At 35.2% G+C, this 18,673-nt stretch carries 17 protein-coding genes; 13 read left to right on the top strand and 4 right to left on the bottom strand.

Translation table 11 applies throughout. The features are described 5' to 3' along the window. The first annotated feature begins 23 nt into the window (after window positions 1-23). Both C7D97_RS03825 and C7D97_RS03820 read left to right on the top strand, forming a co-directional pair. Complete coding sequence (locus C7D97_RS03825; RefSeq protein ID WP_105300801.1) at window positions 24-947, top strand: restriction endonuclease; 924 nt, start codon at window positions 24-26, stop codon at window positions 945-947. Between the two features lie 90 nt (window positions 948-1,037). Next, window positions 1,038-2,120, top strand: a complete 1,083-nt coding sequence (locus C7D97_RS03820) for a hypothetical protein (protein ID WP_105300800.1) — start codon at window positions 1,038-1,040, stop codon at window positions 2,118-2,120. A 351-nt stretch (window positions 2,121-2,471) separates the two neighbouring features. Here C7D97_RS03820 and C7D97_RS03815 read toward each other — a convergent pair whose 3' ends face one another. The 3 genes from C7D97_RS03815 to C7D97_RS03805 are packed head-to-tail and all read right to left on the bottom strand — an operon-like array spanning window position 2,472 to window position 5,865. Continuing rightward, the gene (locus C7D97_RS03815; RefSeq protein ID WP_105300799.1) at window positions 2,472-3,833 is read right to left on the bottom strand and encodes a S41 family peptidase; all 1,362 of its coding nucleotides are present in this window, start codon (window positions 3,831-3,833) and stop codon (window positions 2,472-2,474) included. Between the two features lie 12 nt (window positions 3,834-3,845). Then, a complete protein-coding gene (locus C7D97_RS03810; protein WP_105300798.1) occupies window positions 3,846-5,171 on the bottom strand; it encodes a sensor histidine kinase in 1,326 nt (441 codons plus the stop codon). Next, window positions 5,152-5,865 (bottom strand): response regulator transcription factor, encoded by a 714-nt coding sequence (locus C7D97_RS03805; RefSeq protein WP_105300797.1) that lies wholly within the window; start codon window positions 5,863-5,865, stop codon window positions 5,152-5,154. Before C7D97_RS03805 ends, C7D97_RS03810 begins: the two co-directional genes overlap by 20 nt. Before the next feature lie 169 nt (window positions 5,866-6,034). On the opposite strand from C7D97_RS03805, the gene C7D97_RS03800 reads away from it, so the two are divergent. Continuing rightward, a complete protein-coding gene (locus C7D97_RS03800; protein WP_105300796.1) occupies window positions 6,035-6,298 on the top strand; it encodes a GlsB/YeaQ/YmgE family stress response membrane protein in 264 nt (87 codons plus the stop codon). 152 nt (window positions 6,299-6,450) lie between these two features. Here C7D97_RS03800 and C7D97_RS03795 read toward each other — a convergent pair whose 3' ends face one another. Beyond that, window positions 6,451-9,405, bottom strand: coding sequence for a transglycosylase domain-containing protein (locus tag C7D97_RS03795; RefSeq protein ID WP_105300795.1), 2,955 nt, complete (start codon window positions 9,403-9,405; stop codon window positions 6,451-6,453). Window positions 9,406-9,533: 128 nt separating this feature from the next. Between C7D97_RS03795 and hflX the strand changes: the two genes are divergently transcribed. From hflX to murD, 10 genes are all read left to right on the top strand, one after another. Further along, window positions 9,534-10,772, top strand: a complete 1,239-nt coding sequence (hflX, locus tag C7D97_RS03790) for a GTPase HflX (RefSeq protein WP_105300794.1) — start codon at window positions 9,534-9,536, stop codon at window positions 10,770-10,772. After that, window positions 10,747-11,385, top strand: a complete 639-nt coding sequence (locus C7D97_RS03785; protein ID WP_105300793.1) for an IMPACT family protein — start codon at window positions 10,747-10,749, stop codon at window positions 11,383-11,385. The genes hflX and C7D97_RS03785 overlap by 26 nt, the downstream gene beginning before the upstream one ends. Window positions 11,386-11,393: 8 nt before the next feature. Next, entirely contained in the window at window positions 11,394-12,125 is a 732-nt protein-coding gene (locus tag C7D97_RS03780; protein ID WP_105300792.1) for a YebC/PmpR family DNA-binding transcriptional regulator, read from the top strand. 2 nt (window positions 12,126-12,127) lie between these two features. Then, the gene (gene lgt, locus C7D97_RS03775) at window positions 12,128-12,928 is read left to right on the top strand and encodes a prolipoprotein diacylglyceryl transferase (protein ID WP_105300791.1); all 801 of its coding nucleotides are present in this window, start codon (window positions 12,128-12,130) and stop codon (window positions 12,926-12,928) included. 314 nt (window positions 12,929-13,242) lie between these two features. Further along, complete coding sequence (locus C7D97_RS03770) at window positions 13,243-14,466, top strand: IS110 family RNA-guided transposase (RefSeq protein ID WP_105300322.1); 1,224 nt, start codon at window positions 13,243-13,245, stop codon at window positions 14,464-14,466. A gap of 203 nt (window positions 14,467-14,669) precedes the next feature. Beyond that, the gene (gene mraZ / locus C7D97_RS03765; RefSeq protein WP_105300790.1) at window positions 14,670-15,083 is read left to right on the top strand and encodes a division/cell wall cluster transcriptional repressor MraZ; all 414 of its coding nucleotides are present in this window, start codon (window positions 14,670-14,672) and stop codon (window positions 15,081-15,083) included. Window position 15,084: 1 nt separating this feature from the next. Continuing rightward, window positions 15,085-16,005 carry a 16S rRNA (cytosine(1402)-N(4))-methyltransferase RsmH gene (gene rsmH / locus C7D97_RS03760; protein WP_105301852.1) on the top strand — a complete coding sequence of 307 codons (921 nt, stop codon included), beginning with the start codon at window positions 15,085-15,087 and terminating at the stop codon, window positions 16,003-16,005. A 2-nt stretch (window positions 16,006-16,007) separates the two neighbouring features. Further along, window positions 16,008-16,403, top strand: coding sequence for a hypothetical protein (locus C7D97_RS03755; RefSeq protein WP_105300789.1), 396 nt, complete (start codon window positions 16,008-16,010; stop codon window positions 16,401-16,403). A 2-nt stretch (window positions 16,404-16,405) separates the two neighbouring features. Further along, window positions 16,406-17,356, top strand: a complete 951-nt coding sequence (mraY, locus tag C7D97_RS03750; RefSeq protein ID WP_205408051.1) for a phospho-N-acetylmuramoyl-pentapeptide-transferase — start codon at window positions 16,406-16,408, stop codon at window positions 17,354-17,356. Beyond that, a complete protein-coding gene (murD, locus tag C7D97_RS03745; protein WP_105300787.1) occupies window positions 17,353-18,672 on the top strand; it encodes a UDP-N-acetylmuramoyl-L-alanine--D-glutamate ligase in 1,320 nt (439 codons plus the stop codon). Before mraY ends, murD begins: the two co-directional genes overlap by 4 nt. The last annotated feature ends 1 nt before the right edge of the window (window position 18,673 follow it).

Genomic DNA, 18,673 nt, shown 5'->3' with positions numbered 1-18,673 from the left:
GATACTAAAAGAAAGGTTGTAAGATGGAAATTACAGATAAGTTTGAAATAAATAAGACTGGCAAACTTATGGATTTTTCTATAAGACATAAGGAAATTCCTATAAAGCTAAGTCCAGATTTAGATGAAGCCATAAAGATGCTCTTGTGGTATGTGCCAAATATTACTTCAGAGCAGGCCAAGGAAAACGAGCTTCTCCTAAACCCAGAATATGACGATTATATCTTCAAAGACATAATGGCTTCTATGAAATTAGAAGATAGAGATGTGCTTTTTACCGAGGAGATTAGTGAAAAATTAGCGAAAAAATTCGAGGGTAAGGTTGGGGTAGATGAGCAAAAGCTTATAATGACCCTAGCTGATTCTAGTGAAACAAAGACCATGGCCCTCTTACGTCATATAAGAAATGCCATAGCTCACGGCAATTTCAATGTGATAAATGACCTTGTCATTGGATTTGATATTAAAAGATTCGGAGAGATAACCGAATATAGGGCAGTCTTTAAGATAAATCCGACCAATCTTTTGAAGGCTTTAAGAAAGATTAATCTAGACTTTACTACGGAAGAATTCATTGCTAAGGCCTTTAGGAAATCTGGCTACAGGGTCGAGCCCTTCCAGGAAGAATTTGAAAGAAGCCATAGGTTTGATCTTTATGCCAAGAAGAAGGATAAGCGATTTGCAATAGAAATCAAAAATTATGATTATGAAAAAAACTTAAAAGAGGATTTCATCAAAGAAATGATTGGAAAAATTTCTGACATGGATACTAGACTAAGGCCAATTCTTATCATAAACTCTTCTTATCTAACAGATAAGAGTAAAAATGATTTGATCAAAAATGATGTTATAATACTTGATATCAAAAATATAAAGAAAATGCAAAAGGGAAGAGATATGATCTCTGAAATTCTTAGAGAACAAGAAGTTTACAAAAAATGTAGGTAAATTGATAAAATTGGGTATAATAATACAGCAAGCATAGAAAATGCTTATGTATTTAATATTGAAAATGATTTGACATCATAAGGAGGAAAAATGACAGAAAAGAATAACAGAAGAGTTAATAGGGCTGTTTATGAACAAGAAACAAGTCCTATCCAAGCTGGTAAAAACTTATCTTGGGGCTCAATTATAGCAGGTGCTGTAAGTGCAGCAGCAGTATTTGCTGTTCTAAGCTTACTAACAGCAGCACTAGGATTTGGTTTATTTGCACCAACAAGCGCTGACCCAATGGCAGGAATTGGAATTGGTACAGGTATTTGGACAATCATTACCTTAATCATTTCATTCTGTGCAGGAGGATATGTCGCAGGATATTCTGCAAGATCAACTGGTCTTCTTCACGGAATTGTAACTTGGGCAGTAACTATCCTACTACTAATAACACTAGTATTTAACGCAGTAGCCTCAGCACTCGGAATGGCAGGAAATGTAATAGGTTCTGTTGCTGGAACTGCAGGAAATGCAGCAGGTAAAGTTGTAGGATCTGTTTCAAATTTTGCAGGAGATGCAGCAAGCAAAGCACTTGAGAAAGCAGGAGCTAATATTTCAGACGTTGATACAGAAGAACTTCAAGGAAATCTAGAAAAATATCTAGCAGATACAGAAGTTGCTGAACTTCAACCAGATTATCTAGAAGGACAACTTCAAGAATCTAGAGATGAAATCACAGCTGCAGTTAAGGATTTAGCAGTAAACCCAGAAAACAAGGATCAAATTATAAAAGATCTAACAGATTCATTATCTGAAAGAGCAAAAACTATAGCAGATTCTGCTGATAAGGAAGCAATTGATAATGCAGTTTCTAAAAACACAGACCTTACAGAAGAAGAAGCTAGTGAAGTTTCAGAAAATATCTACAACGGCTTGCAAGATGCTTCAACAGAAGCTGAAAAGACAATTAACAATGCAAGTGAAGAAATCACAAGACTTTCAAATGAAGCAAGTGATAAGGTTGACGAAACTGTAGAAAGCGCCAAAGAAGGAGCAGAAGATGCTTCTAACAAGGCATCAGTTGGATCAGTACTTGTATTTGTAGGACTTGTACTTGCCCTAGTAGTATCGGCTTACGCTGGTAGACTTGGTGAGAGAAAATCAAAAGAATTCGTTAGAAAATAATAAATTCTTAAGGACTGTTGCAAAACTATGAATAATCATCGTACCATCGTTAGAAGGTTCTCTTAGGAAATTTTTAGTTATGCCTGCCGGCTGATGGAGGCAAAATTTCCGTGGAGGTTCTTCTAATGATATTGGTACGATTTATTCATTCTGCAACAGCCCTTTTTTCTATGGATAAAATTATAAGATCTTTTCTAATAAAAAATATTTCTTCACAAGCTAGTGTGAAATTTATCTCATAATTAAAATAATTAGCAAAATGGAACATTAAATTTTATTTTGTGGAAAATTCCCAGAAAAAATCCCTTAGATTACATCTCTTTTTAATCGAGAATCTCTAAGGGATTTTATTTATTTTACTATTTCCATCATTGCCTTATCTGGATTTTCACTATTTATCCTTTGATCATATTCTAATATCTTATCTTCACTTGCTCTAATTTCAGTATTTATGGCAAGGATTAGTCCAGCATGATCTAGAAGCAAGAGGTCAGGGGATAGGTAATCTATTCTATCCTTAGGAGTATTATCTGAACTTAAGGCGTTTTTTATTGTGTATGCTCCATTATCCTTAAGAATCGATGCAAATCTTATAGCTTGATTTGCAGTATTTTCGTTAGTTAGGACGAAGATTTTTCTTTTCTTGAAATCATCCTTTTTCTTAAGTTTAAGCTCAATCTGATCGTAGTAGGTATAATCATCTAGGTCAAATTTACTTACTTCCTTGTTGTACTTAATAGCAAGATTCTTTACCTTGCCAGTTGTATAGGGACTTTGATCATTTGCTTTCATATCAGATAGCTTTTCTTCAAATAGGTTCCCCCTATAGAAGAAAATATCTTTTTCCTCATAGTCCTTATCCAAAAAGTAAGTTACAAACTCATTTACATAGGCTGAGTCTATGGATGTATTATTAGATAAGTCAAAGACGATTGATTCTACTGAGCCTTTTTGAAGTTTATCAGCAATTAAATCAAGATCAGAGTCAACATTTTTGGAATTAAAGTCAGGAAGCCTAACAATTAAAGTCGAGGCCTTAGGACTATCGATAATCATATCCTTGTTGATATTTTCCTTATTAATCATCCTCTTATATCTATCGACAGCTTGGTCATTGCCAAGGACTTTGGCTATATTTGTATCCTTGCTGTTTTTGTGGTAGCCAAATAGATTGTTATAAGTGTCCTTATCAAGGATGAAAGTTTTTGGATCTTCTAGGATAGATAGGCTTTCACTAATAATATCGAAGTATTCTTGGTCAGTCTTTGAGTTTCCCGCTCTTTTTCTTAAACTATCATGGGCCTTTGCGAACCTGTCAAAATAATCTTTATTATCCTTACTTACAGGGTAGTTTCTTATTATAGACTCATAGAGTTTATCAAAATCAGCTATTTTTTCCGCACTAGTAAGACTTCTGCCATCGGTATTAGCTACGAAGATATTTTCTGTAAGTCCCTCTAAAACCTCGTCCCTAAAGCTAGGATAGCCTGGGGACTTGTAGGAGGTAAATCTCTTATAGATAAGACTTCCTAGGGAAAAAATCAGGATAAGGAGGATAAGAAGTAGTATCCTTCTTCTTCTAATAATCTTCTTTTTGCGAAGTCTTTGTTTTCTTGTAAGAGGCCTTCTTGGTCTGTCTTTTTTGCTACTTTTTACTATTCTGATTTCGCTTTTTCTCCTTAGCCTATCAGATCTTTTCTTATTTTTTCTCATAATTCACCGCACTTATTTGTTGAAAGTTAGGATAAAACTCGAACCTTCGTTAATCTTACTTTTGACGTCAATTTTCCCATTCAAGGCTTCAACGAAGTTTTTGCTAATAGCAAGCCCCAAGCCTACTCCATTAGTCTTGGTGTTTCTTGAATCATCTATCCTAAAGAATCTTTCAAATATCATATCTAGCTTATCGCTATCAATCCCAACTCCATCATCAGAAATCTCTATAAATACTTTTTTGTTGAATTCACTAAGCTTAATTTCAATGTTTCCATCTCTGTCTATGGCTTTTATGGCATTAGATAGGATATTTTGGATGACTTGGAGAAGCTTATTTCTATCTGTTACTAGGTAAACTTCCGGCTTTATATCTTTGCTAAGGCTGATATTTCTATTGATGAAATTTGCCATAAAACCATTTGCTATTCCATCAAGCATTTCAGATATATTAACTTCTTCAAGGTTTAGCTTACCCATCTCCACACTTTCATTAAAGGAGTCCTTGAGGCCATCTATAAGGACCTGTAGTCTGTTAATCTCTCCATTTAAGCTTTGGACGGTAGTCTCATCAAATTCCATCACCCCATCATCTAAGGCTTCTATATACAGCTTAAGATTGGTTAGGGGAGTTCTTAGCTCGTGGGATATGTCTTGGGCATAGCGCATCCTTATATCTTCTTGCTTTTTTAGAGATTCGGATAGGAAGTTGATATTATTTTGCAGATTTGAAATTTCACTAATATCACTTTCTTTATCGGCAAGGCTTTCATAGATTCCCTCTTTGATCTTCACAGTAAAGTCATTCATCTCTACAATAGGTTTTGAGATATTGGTTGATAGTATTATAGCTATGACAAAGCCTATTATAAGCGAGCTTGTTATAGCATATATTACTGCCTGCCTAAAATCGTCTTGGAGCCTATTGACAGTAGTATAGTCAACAGAATACTCTACTAGAATCTTTCCTGCTTCTTGTTTCTTATCGGCATTAAAGACATTGTAGGATTTGCTCTTGAAATGATCAGGGTCATCATCCTTAAGGGAATGGATGTATTTAATAAGATTGCCATCCGCATCATAATACTTGATATTGACATTTTGTTGCTTACTTAAATCATCAAGATAAGCCCACATACCTTCAGATGAAATGTTTTCGTCATTATTAAGTCTTATAAACCATTCACTTATTAGATTCGGCTTTTTATCATCTACGATTTTTAAAAGGTCCGAGTATTTTAGGGTTACAAGTAGGGTTATAAGAATTGAATAAATCAATATACAAGAAAGAACTCCTGCTATGAAATTTTTGATTAACTTATTCCTTAACGAGGTCATCTACGCCACCGGATTTGTAGCCCATACCATAGATCGTCTTGATGTATTGAGGCTTTTTGGGATTGTCCTCGATTTTTTGTCTAATATTTTTGATATGAGTATCTATTGCCCTGTCGTAGGCGTCATAATCTAGACCAAAGGTAAGCTCTATTATCTCATCTCTTGTAAAAATCTTGTTTGGACTTGAAAATAGGGTCTTTACAATAGAAAATTCGTTCTTAGTGAGGGAAATTTCCTTGCCATCTTTTAAGAATCTATTGTATTTAAGATCCATTAGAAGTCTTCCGTCATTTGTCTTGATAATATCTGCCCTAGGGATATTGTATTTTTCGATCCTTCTAAGAACAGCCTTAACTCTTTCTACAAGTTCCTTGTTAGAAAAAGGTTTGGTTACATAATCATCTGCCCCTAGCCTAAGTCCTTGGATCCTATCGAATTCCTCAACCTTGGCAGAGGTAATTATAACAGGAACCTGGGATCTATTTCTAATATCCTTAAGGACTTCCTCTCCAGAAAGCATTGGAAGCATGAGATCAAGTATCACAAGATCGATCTCTTCCTCATTAAAAATCTCTAGCGCCTTTACTCCATCGAAGGCCTGAAAGACTTGGTAGCCATCTTTTATCAAATAATTTTTAACTATATCGGATATAGTTTTTTCATCTTCTACTATTAAAATATTTATTTCGTTCATTCTTTTTTCCTCTCCATTAACTATTATAACATAAGAATTACCTTTTCATACATTGTACCTTGTATATAAAAAAATGTTTAAAATATAAAAATAAGGATATAAATATATTAGTAGCAAATGATGTTGCTAATCAAATTATAAGTACATCGTACTTTTGAAAGGAGAAATTATGGGTAATTATGGAATAATAGCTTCAATTATTATCGGAGCAATTGCAGGTTGGATTGCAAGCAAAATTATGGGTAAAGATGCTCAAATGGGAACTGGTGCAAATATCATCGTCGGAGTAATCGGTGGTGGAGTTGGTAACTGGATATTTAGTACATTATTTAACTCAGCAAACCCAGGACTTGTAATGCAGATCGTATACGCAGTAATCGGTGCAGTAATCCTATTATTTGCTTACGATAAGATTACTGGGGCAAAGAAATAATCGAATTAAAACAATAAAAAGCTTCCCAGCTTAGCTTGGGAAGTTTTTTTGTTGAGAAATTTACTTTTATATAATTTTTCACTAGGGATTAAATTTATAAAATGTAGATAACTTAAAATAATATTACAAAAAATCCCCTCATGGGGGATTTTTTAGTTGCCTAATCCAGAATCATTTTCTGTAGGTTCTTTATTCAACAGATTATCAAGTGTCTCTGTTGTGGAATTTTTATTTTCTTCCTTATTTTCGTTTTCTTTTTCGTTTTCATCTTTGGTGTTCTTATCCTTATCATTTTTATCCTTGTCTTTGTCCTTATCCCTATAATTTTCCACTTTTGGTGGTGTATAGACTAAGGTTGAGTAGACTGTTGGCATCCTGTAATCCCAGTCTCTTGGAATAATGCCATTGAACTTGTTAGGATCATATTCGTTTTTTTCAGCTATTAATGATCTAGTTTGAGTAAAGAACTTTGGTGTGACATCACTTGCCAATAGATTGTTTCTTGAATCTATATAAGCCCATTTGTGCATGTCGTCTTCTTCTTTTGGATAGTTTTCTGGACCAAAGATTTCTTCCTTGACAGTACCACGTGGATCTGCCCTTGAAGCATCTGTAGGAAGCTTACCACTTATGGTGTCTACTTCCATGTGTCTTATACCATCTGGTTCTTCAAAACTAACAGGTTCGCTGTCAGCGAGTATTTCTGTATTTATAACATTCCACATTAGAGCTGCCCTATCTACACTGTTGCTGTTTAAGTGGATGTTTTGATTATCAGCTCCCATCCAAACTCCAACCGTGTAGTAAGGAGTATATCCTACGCACCAGAAGTCTGTCTTATCATCAGTTGTTCCGGTCTTGGTTGCGTAATCTGTTCCGTTTAGGTGGATATTTCCATAGTATTCGCCTGCACTTTCTAGAGCAGAAGTTACTTGATAGGCTGTTTCTGGACTTGTTACTGTGTGTTTAACTAGATTTTCTTCATCGAAGATTACTTCTCCTTGGGAGTCGGTTATCTTTGAGAAGGTAAGAGGTTCATTGTACTCACCCTTATTGGCAAGGGCTGCGTAGGCAGCGGTCATATCGAGTGTAGTGAGTCCGTGACTCATAGCACCGACTCCTAGGGCTGCTAGGTTTTCGTCATTTGTATCAGGATTTTCATCTTTGGTTACGAAATAATCTTTGCCGTTGTCTTTGATTAGGCCAAAGTTTCTTAGATATTCAAGACTTGTATCGATTCCTACCTTATTAAGGGTAGATACAGCTATTGTATTTATACTCATCTTGATAGCTTCTCTTATAGGAGTGTAGCCCATGTAGTAGCCATATACATTGACAGGCCAAGCTTCGCCATTTTCGGTCATCTCGAATGGAACATCGTCTACACCAGTTGCAAGGTTAAAGCCATTATCTAGGGCAGCTGTATAAGTTGCTATAGGCTTGATTGATGAACCAGGTTGTCTTGGAACACTTGATGCTCTATCTAAGATATTGATTCCTTCCTGGTCACGCCCTCCCATCAAGGCTTTGATATGGCCGGTCTTCTGATCGATTATTACAGATGATGATTGAGGTTGGATTACACCGTTTAGGTCTATATCGTAATAGTCCTTGTTAAGGCTAATAGATCCATCGTCATAGGCTGTAAAAAGATTTGGGTTATTATCTAGATATTTCTTGCTAATAACTATATTATCATTCTCATCTGTATAGATATCTTCGTTGGACTCAAATTCTATACGACCTGTCCTATGAGTTCTAAGGTTGGAATTTGTCTCATCCAAGGAATAGAAATCTTTAAAGATAAGCTTGGTTTGGTCAAGGTAAGCCTTGCTTGTTGAAAGGATTAAGTCTCCAGCATCGTCATACCAGGCCTCATCTGAATTTAGGAAGAGGTCGTTGTTTTCATCTAGGAGATTTGCTTTCTTGTAATAGAGTAAGCCACCGCTAGAGTTAACGATATTTCCCCAGTTATCATAGGATAAATCAAGTAGGGGAGCGTAGCCTAGGCCTTGGCTATTACCTATGAGATATTCTGAAAAGTCAGCATATATATCTTCAAGTTTTCCTTGTAAGTCCTTATCTAGGGTCGTTGTGATCTTAAGTCCTCCATAATAGAGCTTATCCCAGGCTTGGTTTTCAGAAATATTTAGGACGTCCATGAGTTTATTAACTACTTGACGTTCTAGAAGAGAGTTAAAGTAGCTAGCGATTTCTGTGTTGGACCTTTCTGCTGGTTCTACTGTGCTTGCTACGTCAAATTCTTTGGCTTCTTTGTATTGAGTCTCGTCGATATAGCCATTTTCTAGCATTTTGTCTAATACATATTCTTCTCTTTTGTAAGGAGCTTCATTATATACAGCTGAGTATTTATTTCCTTCTATGCTAAATTCACCTAGGACTCTTTGGTCAGTCACTTCACTAGTCTTAATTGACTTATAGAGTGAGTTTTCTGAAGGAGATTGGACAATTCCAGCAAGAGATGCGCATTGGGCAAGATTAAGCTCGGATACGTCCTCATTGAAGTAAGTCTTAGCTGCAGCTTGAACTCCGTAAGAATTTTGTCCCATAAAGACCCTATTTAGATAGGCTCCTAGGATTTCATCTTTGTCGAGATATTTTTCGATTTCAAGAGCAAGATAAATCTCCCTTATCTTTCTTTCATAAGTCTGATCATTAGAGAGATAGGTGTTTCTTGCAAGCTGCTGGGTTATAGTAGATCCACCCCTTACGATTGATCCTGCCTTCATATTCTCAACAGCAGAACCTATGATTGATAGGGGATCTATACCATTGTGTTTATAAAATCTTTCATCTTCAACTGCGACAAATGCATTTTTTAAATTCTTAGGTATGTCTTTATAATCTACTATCTGTCTGTATTCGCTTGTAGCAATCGAATCGACTTCGTTTCCGTTTTCATCCACTATTGTTGAGTTTTGGCTCATTTCGTATTTTATGCTGTTAGCGTCAATTTTGGGAGCAGTCTTCATTACTTCTAGTATTGCTCCACCAGTCATGCCAGCAAAAATAACTCCAAGGCCAGCTACAAATAATATTACAACTAGTATTATTTTTCCAACAAGAGCGGCAAGTTTTTTATGCATAATGCCTCCATGATTATTTTTAATATTCTAGATACTATCATTTTATCATTTTTAACTAAATACTTCCACACTTATTAACTTTTATAATCAAGCGATTAGTCGTATAATCATTTTTAGAAAGGAAATTTATGCAAAGAGTTATACAAGTTAATGCAGTAGATAAAGACGACGATCTCGATAACAAGATTTATGAATTAGAGTCTTTGATTAATACTGCAGGAGGAAAGACTGAAGCTTACGTATCCCAAAACATAAGCAAGGTCAATCCCAGATATTATATAGGCAAGGGAAAAGTCGAAGAGATTATGGATCTTGCCCAAAAAAATGACATAGATACGGTAATATTTGATGTAGAATTATCAGCTAGTCAGCTTTACAATCTAGAAGAAGAGATGAAGCTTCACGTAGTGGACTGGACAACTCTTATCCTAGATATTTTTGCTATGCGTGCAAATACCAAGGAAGCAAGGCTTAAGATTAAGCTTGCTCAGCTAAAATATCAATTGCCTAGAATCAACAAATGGTTTTCTTACCTATCAAGGCAGGCAGGAGGAATTGGTACAAGAGGACCTGGTGAGACCATGCTTGAGACAGATAGGCGTGCTATTGTAAGAGATATCAAGTCTTTGGAAAAAGCCCTTAAGGATTTGGATAAGACCAAAAGAATCAATAGGCAGGGCAGAAGGGATGTCCACAATATATCCTTAGTTGGTTACACCAACGCTGGCAAGTCTACTATCCTAAATGGAATGATAAAGCTTTTCGGTGAGGAAAAGTATGTATATTCGGACGATCTTCTTTTTGCAACGCTTGATACATCTACTAGGAGGCTAGATTTTTCGAACACCAAGGTTACCTTGACAGATACTGTAGGTTTTATCGACAATCTCTCCAAGGAGCTAAATGACTCCTTCCTAACAACCTTAGACGAGGTTAGATTTGCCGATATGCTCCTTATAGTAATCGATTCAAGTCATAACATTGACCATCAGATAGAGACAATCGAAAAGTCTCTCGAAGGAATTGATATAGGAAATAAGGAAGTTCTTTACGTTTTTAATAAAATGGATAAGGTAGACGATCAGTTAGGTGTAAGTCTATACAAAAGAGATAGTGAAAAAATCCAAATATCTGCTCACAAAGAAGAAGATCTTATAAGACTTAAGGAGAAAATCGTCTCAATCATCAAAAAAGACTATGAGCTTGTAGAAATGGCAATTCCATTTGAAGATGGCAAGGTTTTAGATTATATCATGACGAATTATGATATCATAGAAAGAGACTATGATCCAACTTCTAGCATATTGAAACTAGAAATAAGCAAAGAGGACTATTCGAAATATGACAGATATATTAAAAAAGTATAGGACCATAAAGGGATTTAAGACTAGCGAGTTCGAAGAGGAAAAGTCGAGATTTATAACAAGCGCCAAGTATGTAGAAAGTGAGAAAGAAGCTATAGCTTTTATCGAAGAGATAAAGGATAAAAACAAGCAAGCAAATCACAACTGCTCGGCCTATATCATAAATGAAATCCCTGAGATTAAAAGATACTCAGATGATGGCGAACCCCAAGGGTCTGCGGGCCTTCCTATGCTATCTGTTCTTGAAAAAGAAGAGGTCAGAAATATTTGCGTTGTCGTTACCAGATATTTCGGTGGCAAGCTATTAGGAAAAAGAGGACTTGTTAGGGCCTATACCAGGGGAGTTACAGATACTGTATCGGATAATATAGTTTGTAAGAGAGAGTATTTTGAAGTAGAATTAATTCATTCGTATACGGTGCTTGGTATAATTGAAAACTACCTAGCAGAAAATAAGCTTAAGGTCATAGATAAGGACTTTACCGATTTGGTTAAGATTAGGCTTCATATTAGAAGCGAAGATTACCCCAAAATAGAAAATGACCTTATCAATATAACAAGCGCCAATATCAAAATAGAAGTCAAAGATACTTTGATGTTATTTGAAGGAAAATAGGAGGAAATATGTCAGGACATAATAAATGGAGCAAGATTAAAAATAAAAAGGGAAGTGAAGATGCCAAAAAGGGCAAAATCTTTACAAAACACGCTAGAAATATAACAGTTGCAGCCAAAGAGGGTGGAGTAAACCCAGAATATAACCCTGCTCTTAAAACTGCTATAGATAAAGCTAAGGCAGATAACATGCCAAATGATAACATAGATAGAGCTATCAAGAAAGCAGCAGGAGATGATGCTTCAGATAATTTCGAAAGAGTAATCTATGAAGGATACGGACCAGGTGGAGTTGCTGTAATAGTAGACTGCCTAACAGATAATAAAAATAGAACAGCTCCTGATGTAAGACATGCCTTTGACAAAAACGGTGGAAATCTTGGAACTGATGGATCCGTTATGTTCATGTTCCAAAGAAAGGGCGATATCATAGTAGGAAAAGAAGGAAAAGACTTCGATGAATTCATGATGGATGCCCTAGAAACAGGCTGCGAAGATGTCAAGGAAATGGGAGAATACTTCGAGGCTATCACAGACGTTAATAGCTTTAACGATGCCAATGATAAACTAAAAGAATTAGGCTATAAAATAGAAAGTGCAGATATATCTTATCTTGCAGATAACATGATTAGCGTAGAAGAAGAACATGTGGATAAGCTTAATAAGCTAATAGATACTCTGGAAGATAACGACGATGTCCAAGAAGTATACTCAAACTGGGATGATTCTAGCGAGGAATAAAGATGGAATTTAATATAGATCCTGTTGCCTTTAGAATATTCGGTATAGAAATCTATTGGTATGCAATAATAATCATAACGGGAATATTTATCGCGGCACAATTTGCAAAAAGTGAGTTCGTAAGGCGAGGTTTTGATGAAGACTTTATCTATGATTTGCTTTTTGTTATCCTACCAATCGGAATAATCGGAGCAAGGTTTTGGTATGTTATCTTCGAGTGGGACTATTATGGAAGTAACCCTTCACAGATCCTAAACTTTAGGGCGGGAGGTCTTGCAATCCATGGGGGAATCCTCTTTGGAAGTATAGCCCTTATAATATATGCAAGATACAAAAAGATCCCTCTCCTAGATCTTATGGATGTACTAGTACCTTCTCTTGTCCTTGCTCAAGGTATAGGTAGATGGGGCAATTTTGCAAACTCCGAAGCCCATGGGGGGCCGACAGACCTTCCTTGGGGGATTATCATAGATGGAGTCAAGGTTCATCCAACCTTCCTATATGAATCTATCGGAGATGTTTTAATATTTATTCTCCTAATAAATTACAGGAAGAAAAATCCAGATAAGGGTAAGCAGTCTGCAATTTATTTCACCCTATATGGGATCTTGAGATATTTTGTAGAAGGTCTTAGGACAGATTCCCTTTATATAGGATCTTTAAGAACAGCACAGCTTATGAGTATAATCTATGTTCTTCTAGGAATAGTCCTATATATTTGGGCAAATAAAAATCATCTCCCACCTTATTTTAGGGAAAATAAAAGTAAAGAGAAAAAAGAGAAGATTATAAAGTTTAAGTGATAGATCTTACAAGCTTAAGCTTTATAGATAAAATATAAAAATCAGATAATTTTAGAGTCGGCTTAGGGCCGACTTTTTAGTACCATAAATAGTGTAAGAAAGAAATTAATTTCTATCTTGCACTATTTTTGTATAATGAAGATGTAGTATGACGACCGTCTTTTAGGGTTTAAACATCCGCCAATAAAACTGTCATCTATCTCTTCATTATTCATATTCGGTTAAGCAGGTTGGGCAAAAAGTCCGTGTCACGAGCTAAAATGAGTGTAATGGTGCAGGTAGGAACTACAAATTAAAAGAAAGAGGGTAATAAAATGATATCTATAGGAATAGATATAGCAAAAGAGAAGTTTACAGTCTGTGCACTAGAACAAGGTAGCAAAATCATTTGGAAGCCTTTTGATGTCCATCTTAAGAAAACAAAAGTAGAAGAATTTTTAAAGAAACTAGATTCATTAAACGAAGAAGTAAAAATAATCATGGAAGCAACAGGTAAATACCATCTTCCAATCCTCTATGAATTAAAAGACAAAGGATACTTTGTAACTGTGGTAAACCCTTTGAAAATGAAACAGTTTTGTCGAGTACTTAACTTTAGAAAAGCAAAAAATGATAATATAGATGCCATACAAATAGCAGAATATGGCTTGATGTACTGGAAAGAATTACAAGAATACAAAATAGATTCAGAAAATTTCAGAGTCCTAAAAGAATTAAACAGATCCTATCAGCACTATATGGACTTAAGAATAAATCAAATGAACTTCATAGACCAAACAATAAGTCAAACATTTCCAGGAATAAAGAAATTAATTCCACACGCGTCAGGAGACTTTTCAAAAGATAAACTATTAGACTTCTTAGAAAGATGGTGGCATAAAAACCTAGTATTAGAAAAAACAGAAGAAAAATTCATAGAAGATTTTAAAAACTGGGCAAAAGAAAAGAGATACCATCCTAATGCTGATAAAGCTAAATCCATATACAAGCTCGCAGAGGAAAGTATCTCAACTCAACCTTCTAATAGCTCATATATAAAGACTAGCATACAAGAAGGAATAGAATTGATAAAACATATAAATCAAATTCTACATACTATTTTATCACAAATGATAGAAATTGCCGAGCCCCTAGAAGAATATCAAGAAGCAAAAAAATTCTCAGGAATATCAGATAAATTAGCAGTACAAATCACAGCAGAGTTTGGAGACTTATCAAAATTCAAAAATAAAAAAAGTTTAATATCTTTTGTAGGAATAGATTCACCACCATATGAATCAGGGAATTTTAAAGCAGACCAGAGAAAAATAACAAAAAGAGGCAATGCAATACTAAGAAAAGTAGGTTACCAAGCTATGAAATGTATGATGAGTGCAAAAGATCCTGAAAATGAAATATATCTGTATATGGTAAAAAAAGAAAACGATGGAAAAGCGAAAAAAGTATGTAAATTTGCAGGATTAAATAAATTCTTAAGAATATACTATGCAAAAGTTATGGCATCAAAACAAGAAAAGAAGTTGTTAAAAGTAGCCTAGAATTAAGAATGCAATAGTAAAAAAACAAGCCGATAGTAACCGGTTTATTTGGTATGCTCAAATTTAAACTCTAATTAACAAGGAGAAATACAAAATTAATTTGCTTTTCTCCTTGACTTTTGTTAGCAGGTTTTGTTGCAAATAAAGTGCTTTTAGTATAAAATGATAGTGAAGTGGAATATAGTGGTAGAAAGTGGTGGGAAATGTTTTTAGGTGAATTTACTCACAAGTTAGATTCTAAAAATAGAATAATGATACCGAGTGAGTTTAGAGATGATTTATCTGAGAACTTCTACATAACCAAGGGTCCAGAGAAGTCCCTAGTAATCTACACTGAGGAAGAATTTGTCAAGCAATCCGAAAGACTTGATGGCTTGGAAGTGCAAAATAAGAAAAACCGCGCTATCAAGAGACTATTTTTCTCATCCACCGTAAAGGCAAGCCTTGACAAACAAGGTAGAGTCCTTCTTAACAAGAACCTGAGAGACTATAGCGAGATCAAAGAAGAAGCAATGATAATTGGAAATAATAGCACAATTGAGCTTTGGGATAGGGCCAATTGGGAGGCTTATATTGACGAAGTAGAGGTGAATCTATCCGATATAATGGATGAATAATATGAAATTTGAACACATACCAGTTCTCGCAAAAGAGACTATAGAAAATCTAAATATTAATCCAGATGGAATTTACCTAGACTTAACCCTGGGAAAGGGAGGTCATTCCAAGATGATCCTAGAAAGACTTTCTGATAAGGGAAGGCTTATAGCAATCGATCAGGATAAAGAAGCCATTGAAGCTGCCAAGGAAAACTTAAGGGACTTTTCTAATGTTAGCTTCGTAAATAGTAACTTCGAAAACTTCGAGAAAGCCCTAGAAGACCTTGGCCTTGATTTGATAGATGGGGCTTTGATGGATATTGGCGTAAGTTCATATCAAATTGACAATGCGGATAGGGGATTTTCATATATGAAGGATGGTCCTTTGGATATGAGGATGAACCAGGATAATGAGTTAACAGCGGAAGTTATTGTCAATGAATACTCTCAGGATGAGCTAGAGCGTATATTTTTCGAATATGGTGAGGAGAGATTCGCAAGGGCTATCGCTAGAAATATAGTAAGTCTACGTGAAGAAGAAAGAATCGATACGACTTTTAAACTTCGAGAAATTGTAAGCAAATCTATAAAAAGTCAAGATGCTCATCCTGAAAAAAGAGTATTCCAAGCCCTAAGAATAGAAGTAAATAGAGAACTAGAAGTTTTGGAAAACACTATAGAAAAAGTCGTTGATCACTTAAAAAAAGACGGAAGGATTGCAATAATCACCTTCCACTCCCTAGAAGATAGGATTGTAAAGAACAAGTTCAAGGATTTGGCAAGAGATTGTATCTGCCCTCCAGAATTTCCAGTATGTGTATGTGATCATAGGGCCAAAATTAAGATTATAACGAGAAAACCACTGACGGCTACTAAAGCTGAGCTAAGGGATAATTCTCGATCAAAGCCTGCCAAGCTTAGAGTTGGACAAAGGATATAGACATGGAAGAAAGAATAGCTATTAGCAAAAACAACAACAAGAAAAGAAAACGACTTAAGGTTAAGGATAACAGAAGAAATAAGAAAATCAAACAGATTCAAAATCTTAAGAAAAGAGATAGGAGAATGAAAGGGGTCCTATCTGTATTTACCTTCCTTGTTGTAGTTAGTCTTCTTGTAACAGCTCTAGTTAAAAGAAATAACTTGAATGCAAAAAGATATGAGTATAATACATTACAGGCAGATATCGTCTCCTACGAGCTTCAAAGGGATAGGTTAAATACTAGGCTAGAAGAAGCAATTGACCTTAATTTAATCCAAAGATACGCCCTAGAAGAATTGGGCATGGTTTATAAGGATGATGATAATACTGTCAAATTAAATGTAGATAGGAATTAATGATGAATAATTTTTTGTTGATAGTTATTAGTATATTGTTAAGCATAGGCCTAGGCCTTGTGATCTTACCAATTCTAAAAAGAAAAAAGATTGGACAAAATATAAGAGAGGTTGGACCAAAGAGTCATCTCAAGAAGGCTGGTACTCCAACTATGGGAGGAATAATCTTTATTATAGCAGCCCTAATTTTATCTCTTATATTCTTGCCGCTTGATAGGCTTGAAGTTTGGATAGTGATTTTATCGACTATAGGCTTTGGAGCAATTGGTTTTATAGATGACTTTAGGAAACTTATCCTAAAACAATCCGAAGGACTAAGTCCAAGAGGAAAGATAATCCTACAATTTGGACTTGCCCTTATAATTTCAGTTCTAGCTTATATAAATGATAAGGATTCGATAGGATCTTTGTTGATACCTTTTACAAACACAAGTATAAGACTTGGAGTAATTGGTATTCCTATTATGATTTTCATAATAGTAGGTACAACTAATGCTACAAATCTTACAGACGGCCTAGACGGCTTGCTCGCCACAGTATCTCTTCCAGTATTTATAACACTTGCCATAATAGGAAAGGGAACAGATAATGAAATATTTTCTTATATAATGCTTGGAAGCCTCTTAGGATTTTTGATATTCAATTCAAATCCTGCGGCAGTATTTATGGGAGATACGGGATCTATGGCAATCGGTGGAGCAATAGTTGCCATGGCAATAAATTTAAAAATACCTTTGTATCTAATAATCTTTGGTGGAATTTATGTCTTGGAAACTCTATCTGTAATAATCCAAGTTACAAGCTACAGACATAGAAACAAGAAGAGAGTCTTTCTAATGACTCCTATTCACCATCACTTTGAACTAAAAGGCTATAAGGAACAAAAAATAGTAGTAGCATTTGCAGTAGTATCTGTAATATTTTGTATGATAACATTGGCGGCATTAGTATGAAGAAAGTTTTAGTATACGGTTTGGGACTAACAGGTATATCAGCAGCAAAGACCCTGGATAAGATGGGCTATGATGTCTATACCTTTGATAAAAATAAAAAAGAAGTTAAGGAACTTAAGGGCTATAACTATAGCCCTATTTCTGATAGTGAAATTTGTAATTTTGATTTTGAATTTGTAATAAAAAGCCCAGGTATTCCCCCAAGGGATGAAGTGGTAAAGAAACTAGGGGAAAAATACGAGATAATATCTGATATTGAACTATCCTTTAGACTCTTTCCTGAAGCTAAAATCATAGCTACAACTGGGACCAATGGCAAGACATCGACTACATCTATGATTAGCCATATACTTAATGAATCTGGCAGAAAGGCTATTTCTGTAGGAAATATTGGTGAGGGAATCTTGTGGCAAATGTACGAGAATCCAAGTGTGGTTTTCTCTTGTGAGCTATCAAGCTTCCAACTTCACGATGTATCTACTTACAAACCTCATATAGCCTGTATTACAAACATTACTGAAGATCATATCGATTGGCATGGATCTTTTGATGATTATATTAATTCAAAACTTAATATTAGTATAAGACAAGACTCAGGTGATTTTCTAGTGATTAATCACGACGATCCTATATTACAAGCCCATAAGGATGACTTTTTGGCAAAAGTCTATGAGTTTTCTTCAAAAGAAGAAGTTGATCGAGGATGCTATCTTAAAGGATCATCTATATTCTTTAAAGATCAAGGAAAAAATATTAAATTAATGGATGTAGATGATCTTTCAATAATAGGCAGACACAATTACGAAAACTTGATGGCTGCTATTCTTGCTTGCTTTATATATGGGGTTTCTATAGAAGATATCATAAAAGCTTCTAAAAGCTTTAAATCAATAGAGCATAGGCTGGAGTTTGTGGCAGATATAAGGGGAGTTAAGGTCTACAATGACTCCAAGGGAACTAATGTAGATAGCTCAGTCAAGGCTATTCAAAGTTTCGACAAGCCAATGGTAATAATTGCAGGAGGCTACGATAAAAATATCGACTACAGTCCTTATGTCAAAGAATTCAAAAAATATGGTAAGCTTATGGTTATCATTGGACAAACTACAGATAAATTGGCGAGTCTTTGCGAAGCCTACAAAGTAAATTACAAGAAGGCCAAGGATATGGAAGAAGCAGTAAAGATTTCCTTCGATAATTTAGAAGAAGGGGATATCTTCCTCTTATCACCTGCAAGTGCCTCTTGGGGTATGTACAAGAATTTTGAAGAAAGAGGCAGGGACTTTAAAGAAAAGATAGAGAAATACAAAGGATGAT

The sequence above is a fragment of the Anaerococcus marasmi genome (assembly GCF_900290195.1).
Classification (GTDB): domain Bacteria; phylum Bacillota; class Clostridia; order Tissierellales; family Peptoniphilaceae; genus Anaerococcus; species Anaerococcus marasmi.
The sequence above is the reverse complement of the archived record's forward strand: the minus strand, read 5'-3'. Positions and strand labels throughout refer to the sequence as shown.

Excerpts from the sequence above, each read along its gene's own strand:
- C7D97_RS03825 (WP_105300801.1), top strand. The coding sequence starts at position 24 with ATGGAAATTACAGATAAGTTTGAAATAAATAAGACTGGCAAACTTATG.
- C7D97_RS03820 (WP_105300800.1), top strand. The coding sequence starts at position 1,038 with ATGACAGAAAAGAATAACAGAAGAGTTAATAGGGCTGTTTATGAACAA.
- C7D97_RS03815 (WP_105300799.1), bottom strand. The coding sequence starts at position 3,833 with ATGAGAAAAAATAAGAAAAGATCTGATAGGCTAAGGAGAAAAAGCGAA.
- C7D97_RS03810 (WP_105300798.1), bottom strand. The coding sequence starts at position 5,171 with ATGACCTCGTTAAGGAATAAGTTAATCAAAAATTTCATAGCAGGAGTT.
- C7D97_RS03805 (WP_105300797.1), bottom strand. The coding sequence starts at position 5,865 with ATGAACGAAATAAATATTTTAATAGTAGAAGATGAAAAAACTATATCC.
- C7D97_RS03800 (WP_105300796.1), top strand. The coding sequence starts at position 6,035 with ATGGGTAATTATGGAATAATAGCTTCAATTATTATCGGAGCAATTGCA.
- C7D97_RS03795 (WP_105300795.1), bottom strand. The coding sequence starts at position 9,405 with ATGCATAAAAAACTTGCCGCTCTTGTTGGAAAAATAATACTAGTTGTA.
- hflX (WP_105300794.1), top strand. The coding sequence starts at position 9,534 with ATGCAAAGAGTTATACAAGTTAATGCAGTAGATAAAGACGACGATCTC.
- C7D97_RS03785 (WP_105300793.1), top strand. The coding sequence starts at position 10,747 with ATGACAGATATATTAAAAAAGTATAGGACCATAAAGGGATTTAAGACT.
- C7D97_RS03780 (WP_105300792.1), top strand. The coding sequence starts at position 11,394 with ATGTCAGGACATAATAAATGGAGCAAGATTAAAAATAAAAAGGGAAGT.
- lgt (WP_105300791.1), top strand. The coding sequence starts at position 12,128 with ATGGAATTTAATATAGATCCTGTTGCCTTTAGAATATTCGGTATAGAA.
- C7D97_RS03770 (WP_105300322.1), top strand. The coding sequence starts at position 13,243 with ATGATATCTATAGGAATAGATATAGCAAAAGAGAAGTTTACAGTCTGT.
- mraZ (WP_105300790.1), top strand. The coding sequence starts at position 14,670 with ATGTTTTTAGGTGAATTTACTCACAAGTTAGATTCTAAAAATAGAATA.
- rsmH (WP_105301852.1), top strand. The coding sequence starts at position 15,085 with ATGAAATTTGAACACATACCAGTTCTCGCAAAAGAGACTATAGAAAAT.
- C7D97_RS03755 (WP_105300789.1), top strand. The coding sequence starts at position 16,008 with ATGGAAGAAAGAATAGCTATTAGCAAAAACAACAACAAGAAAAGAAAA.
- mraY (WP_205408051.1), top strand. The coding sequence starts at position 16,406 with ATGAATAATTTTTTGTTGATAGTTATTAGTATATTGTTAAGCATAGGC.
- murD (WP_105300787.1), top strand. The coding sequence starts at position 17,353 with ATGAAGAAAGTTTTAGTATACGGTTTGGGACTAACAGGTATATCAGCA.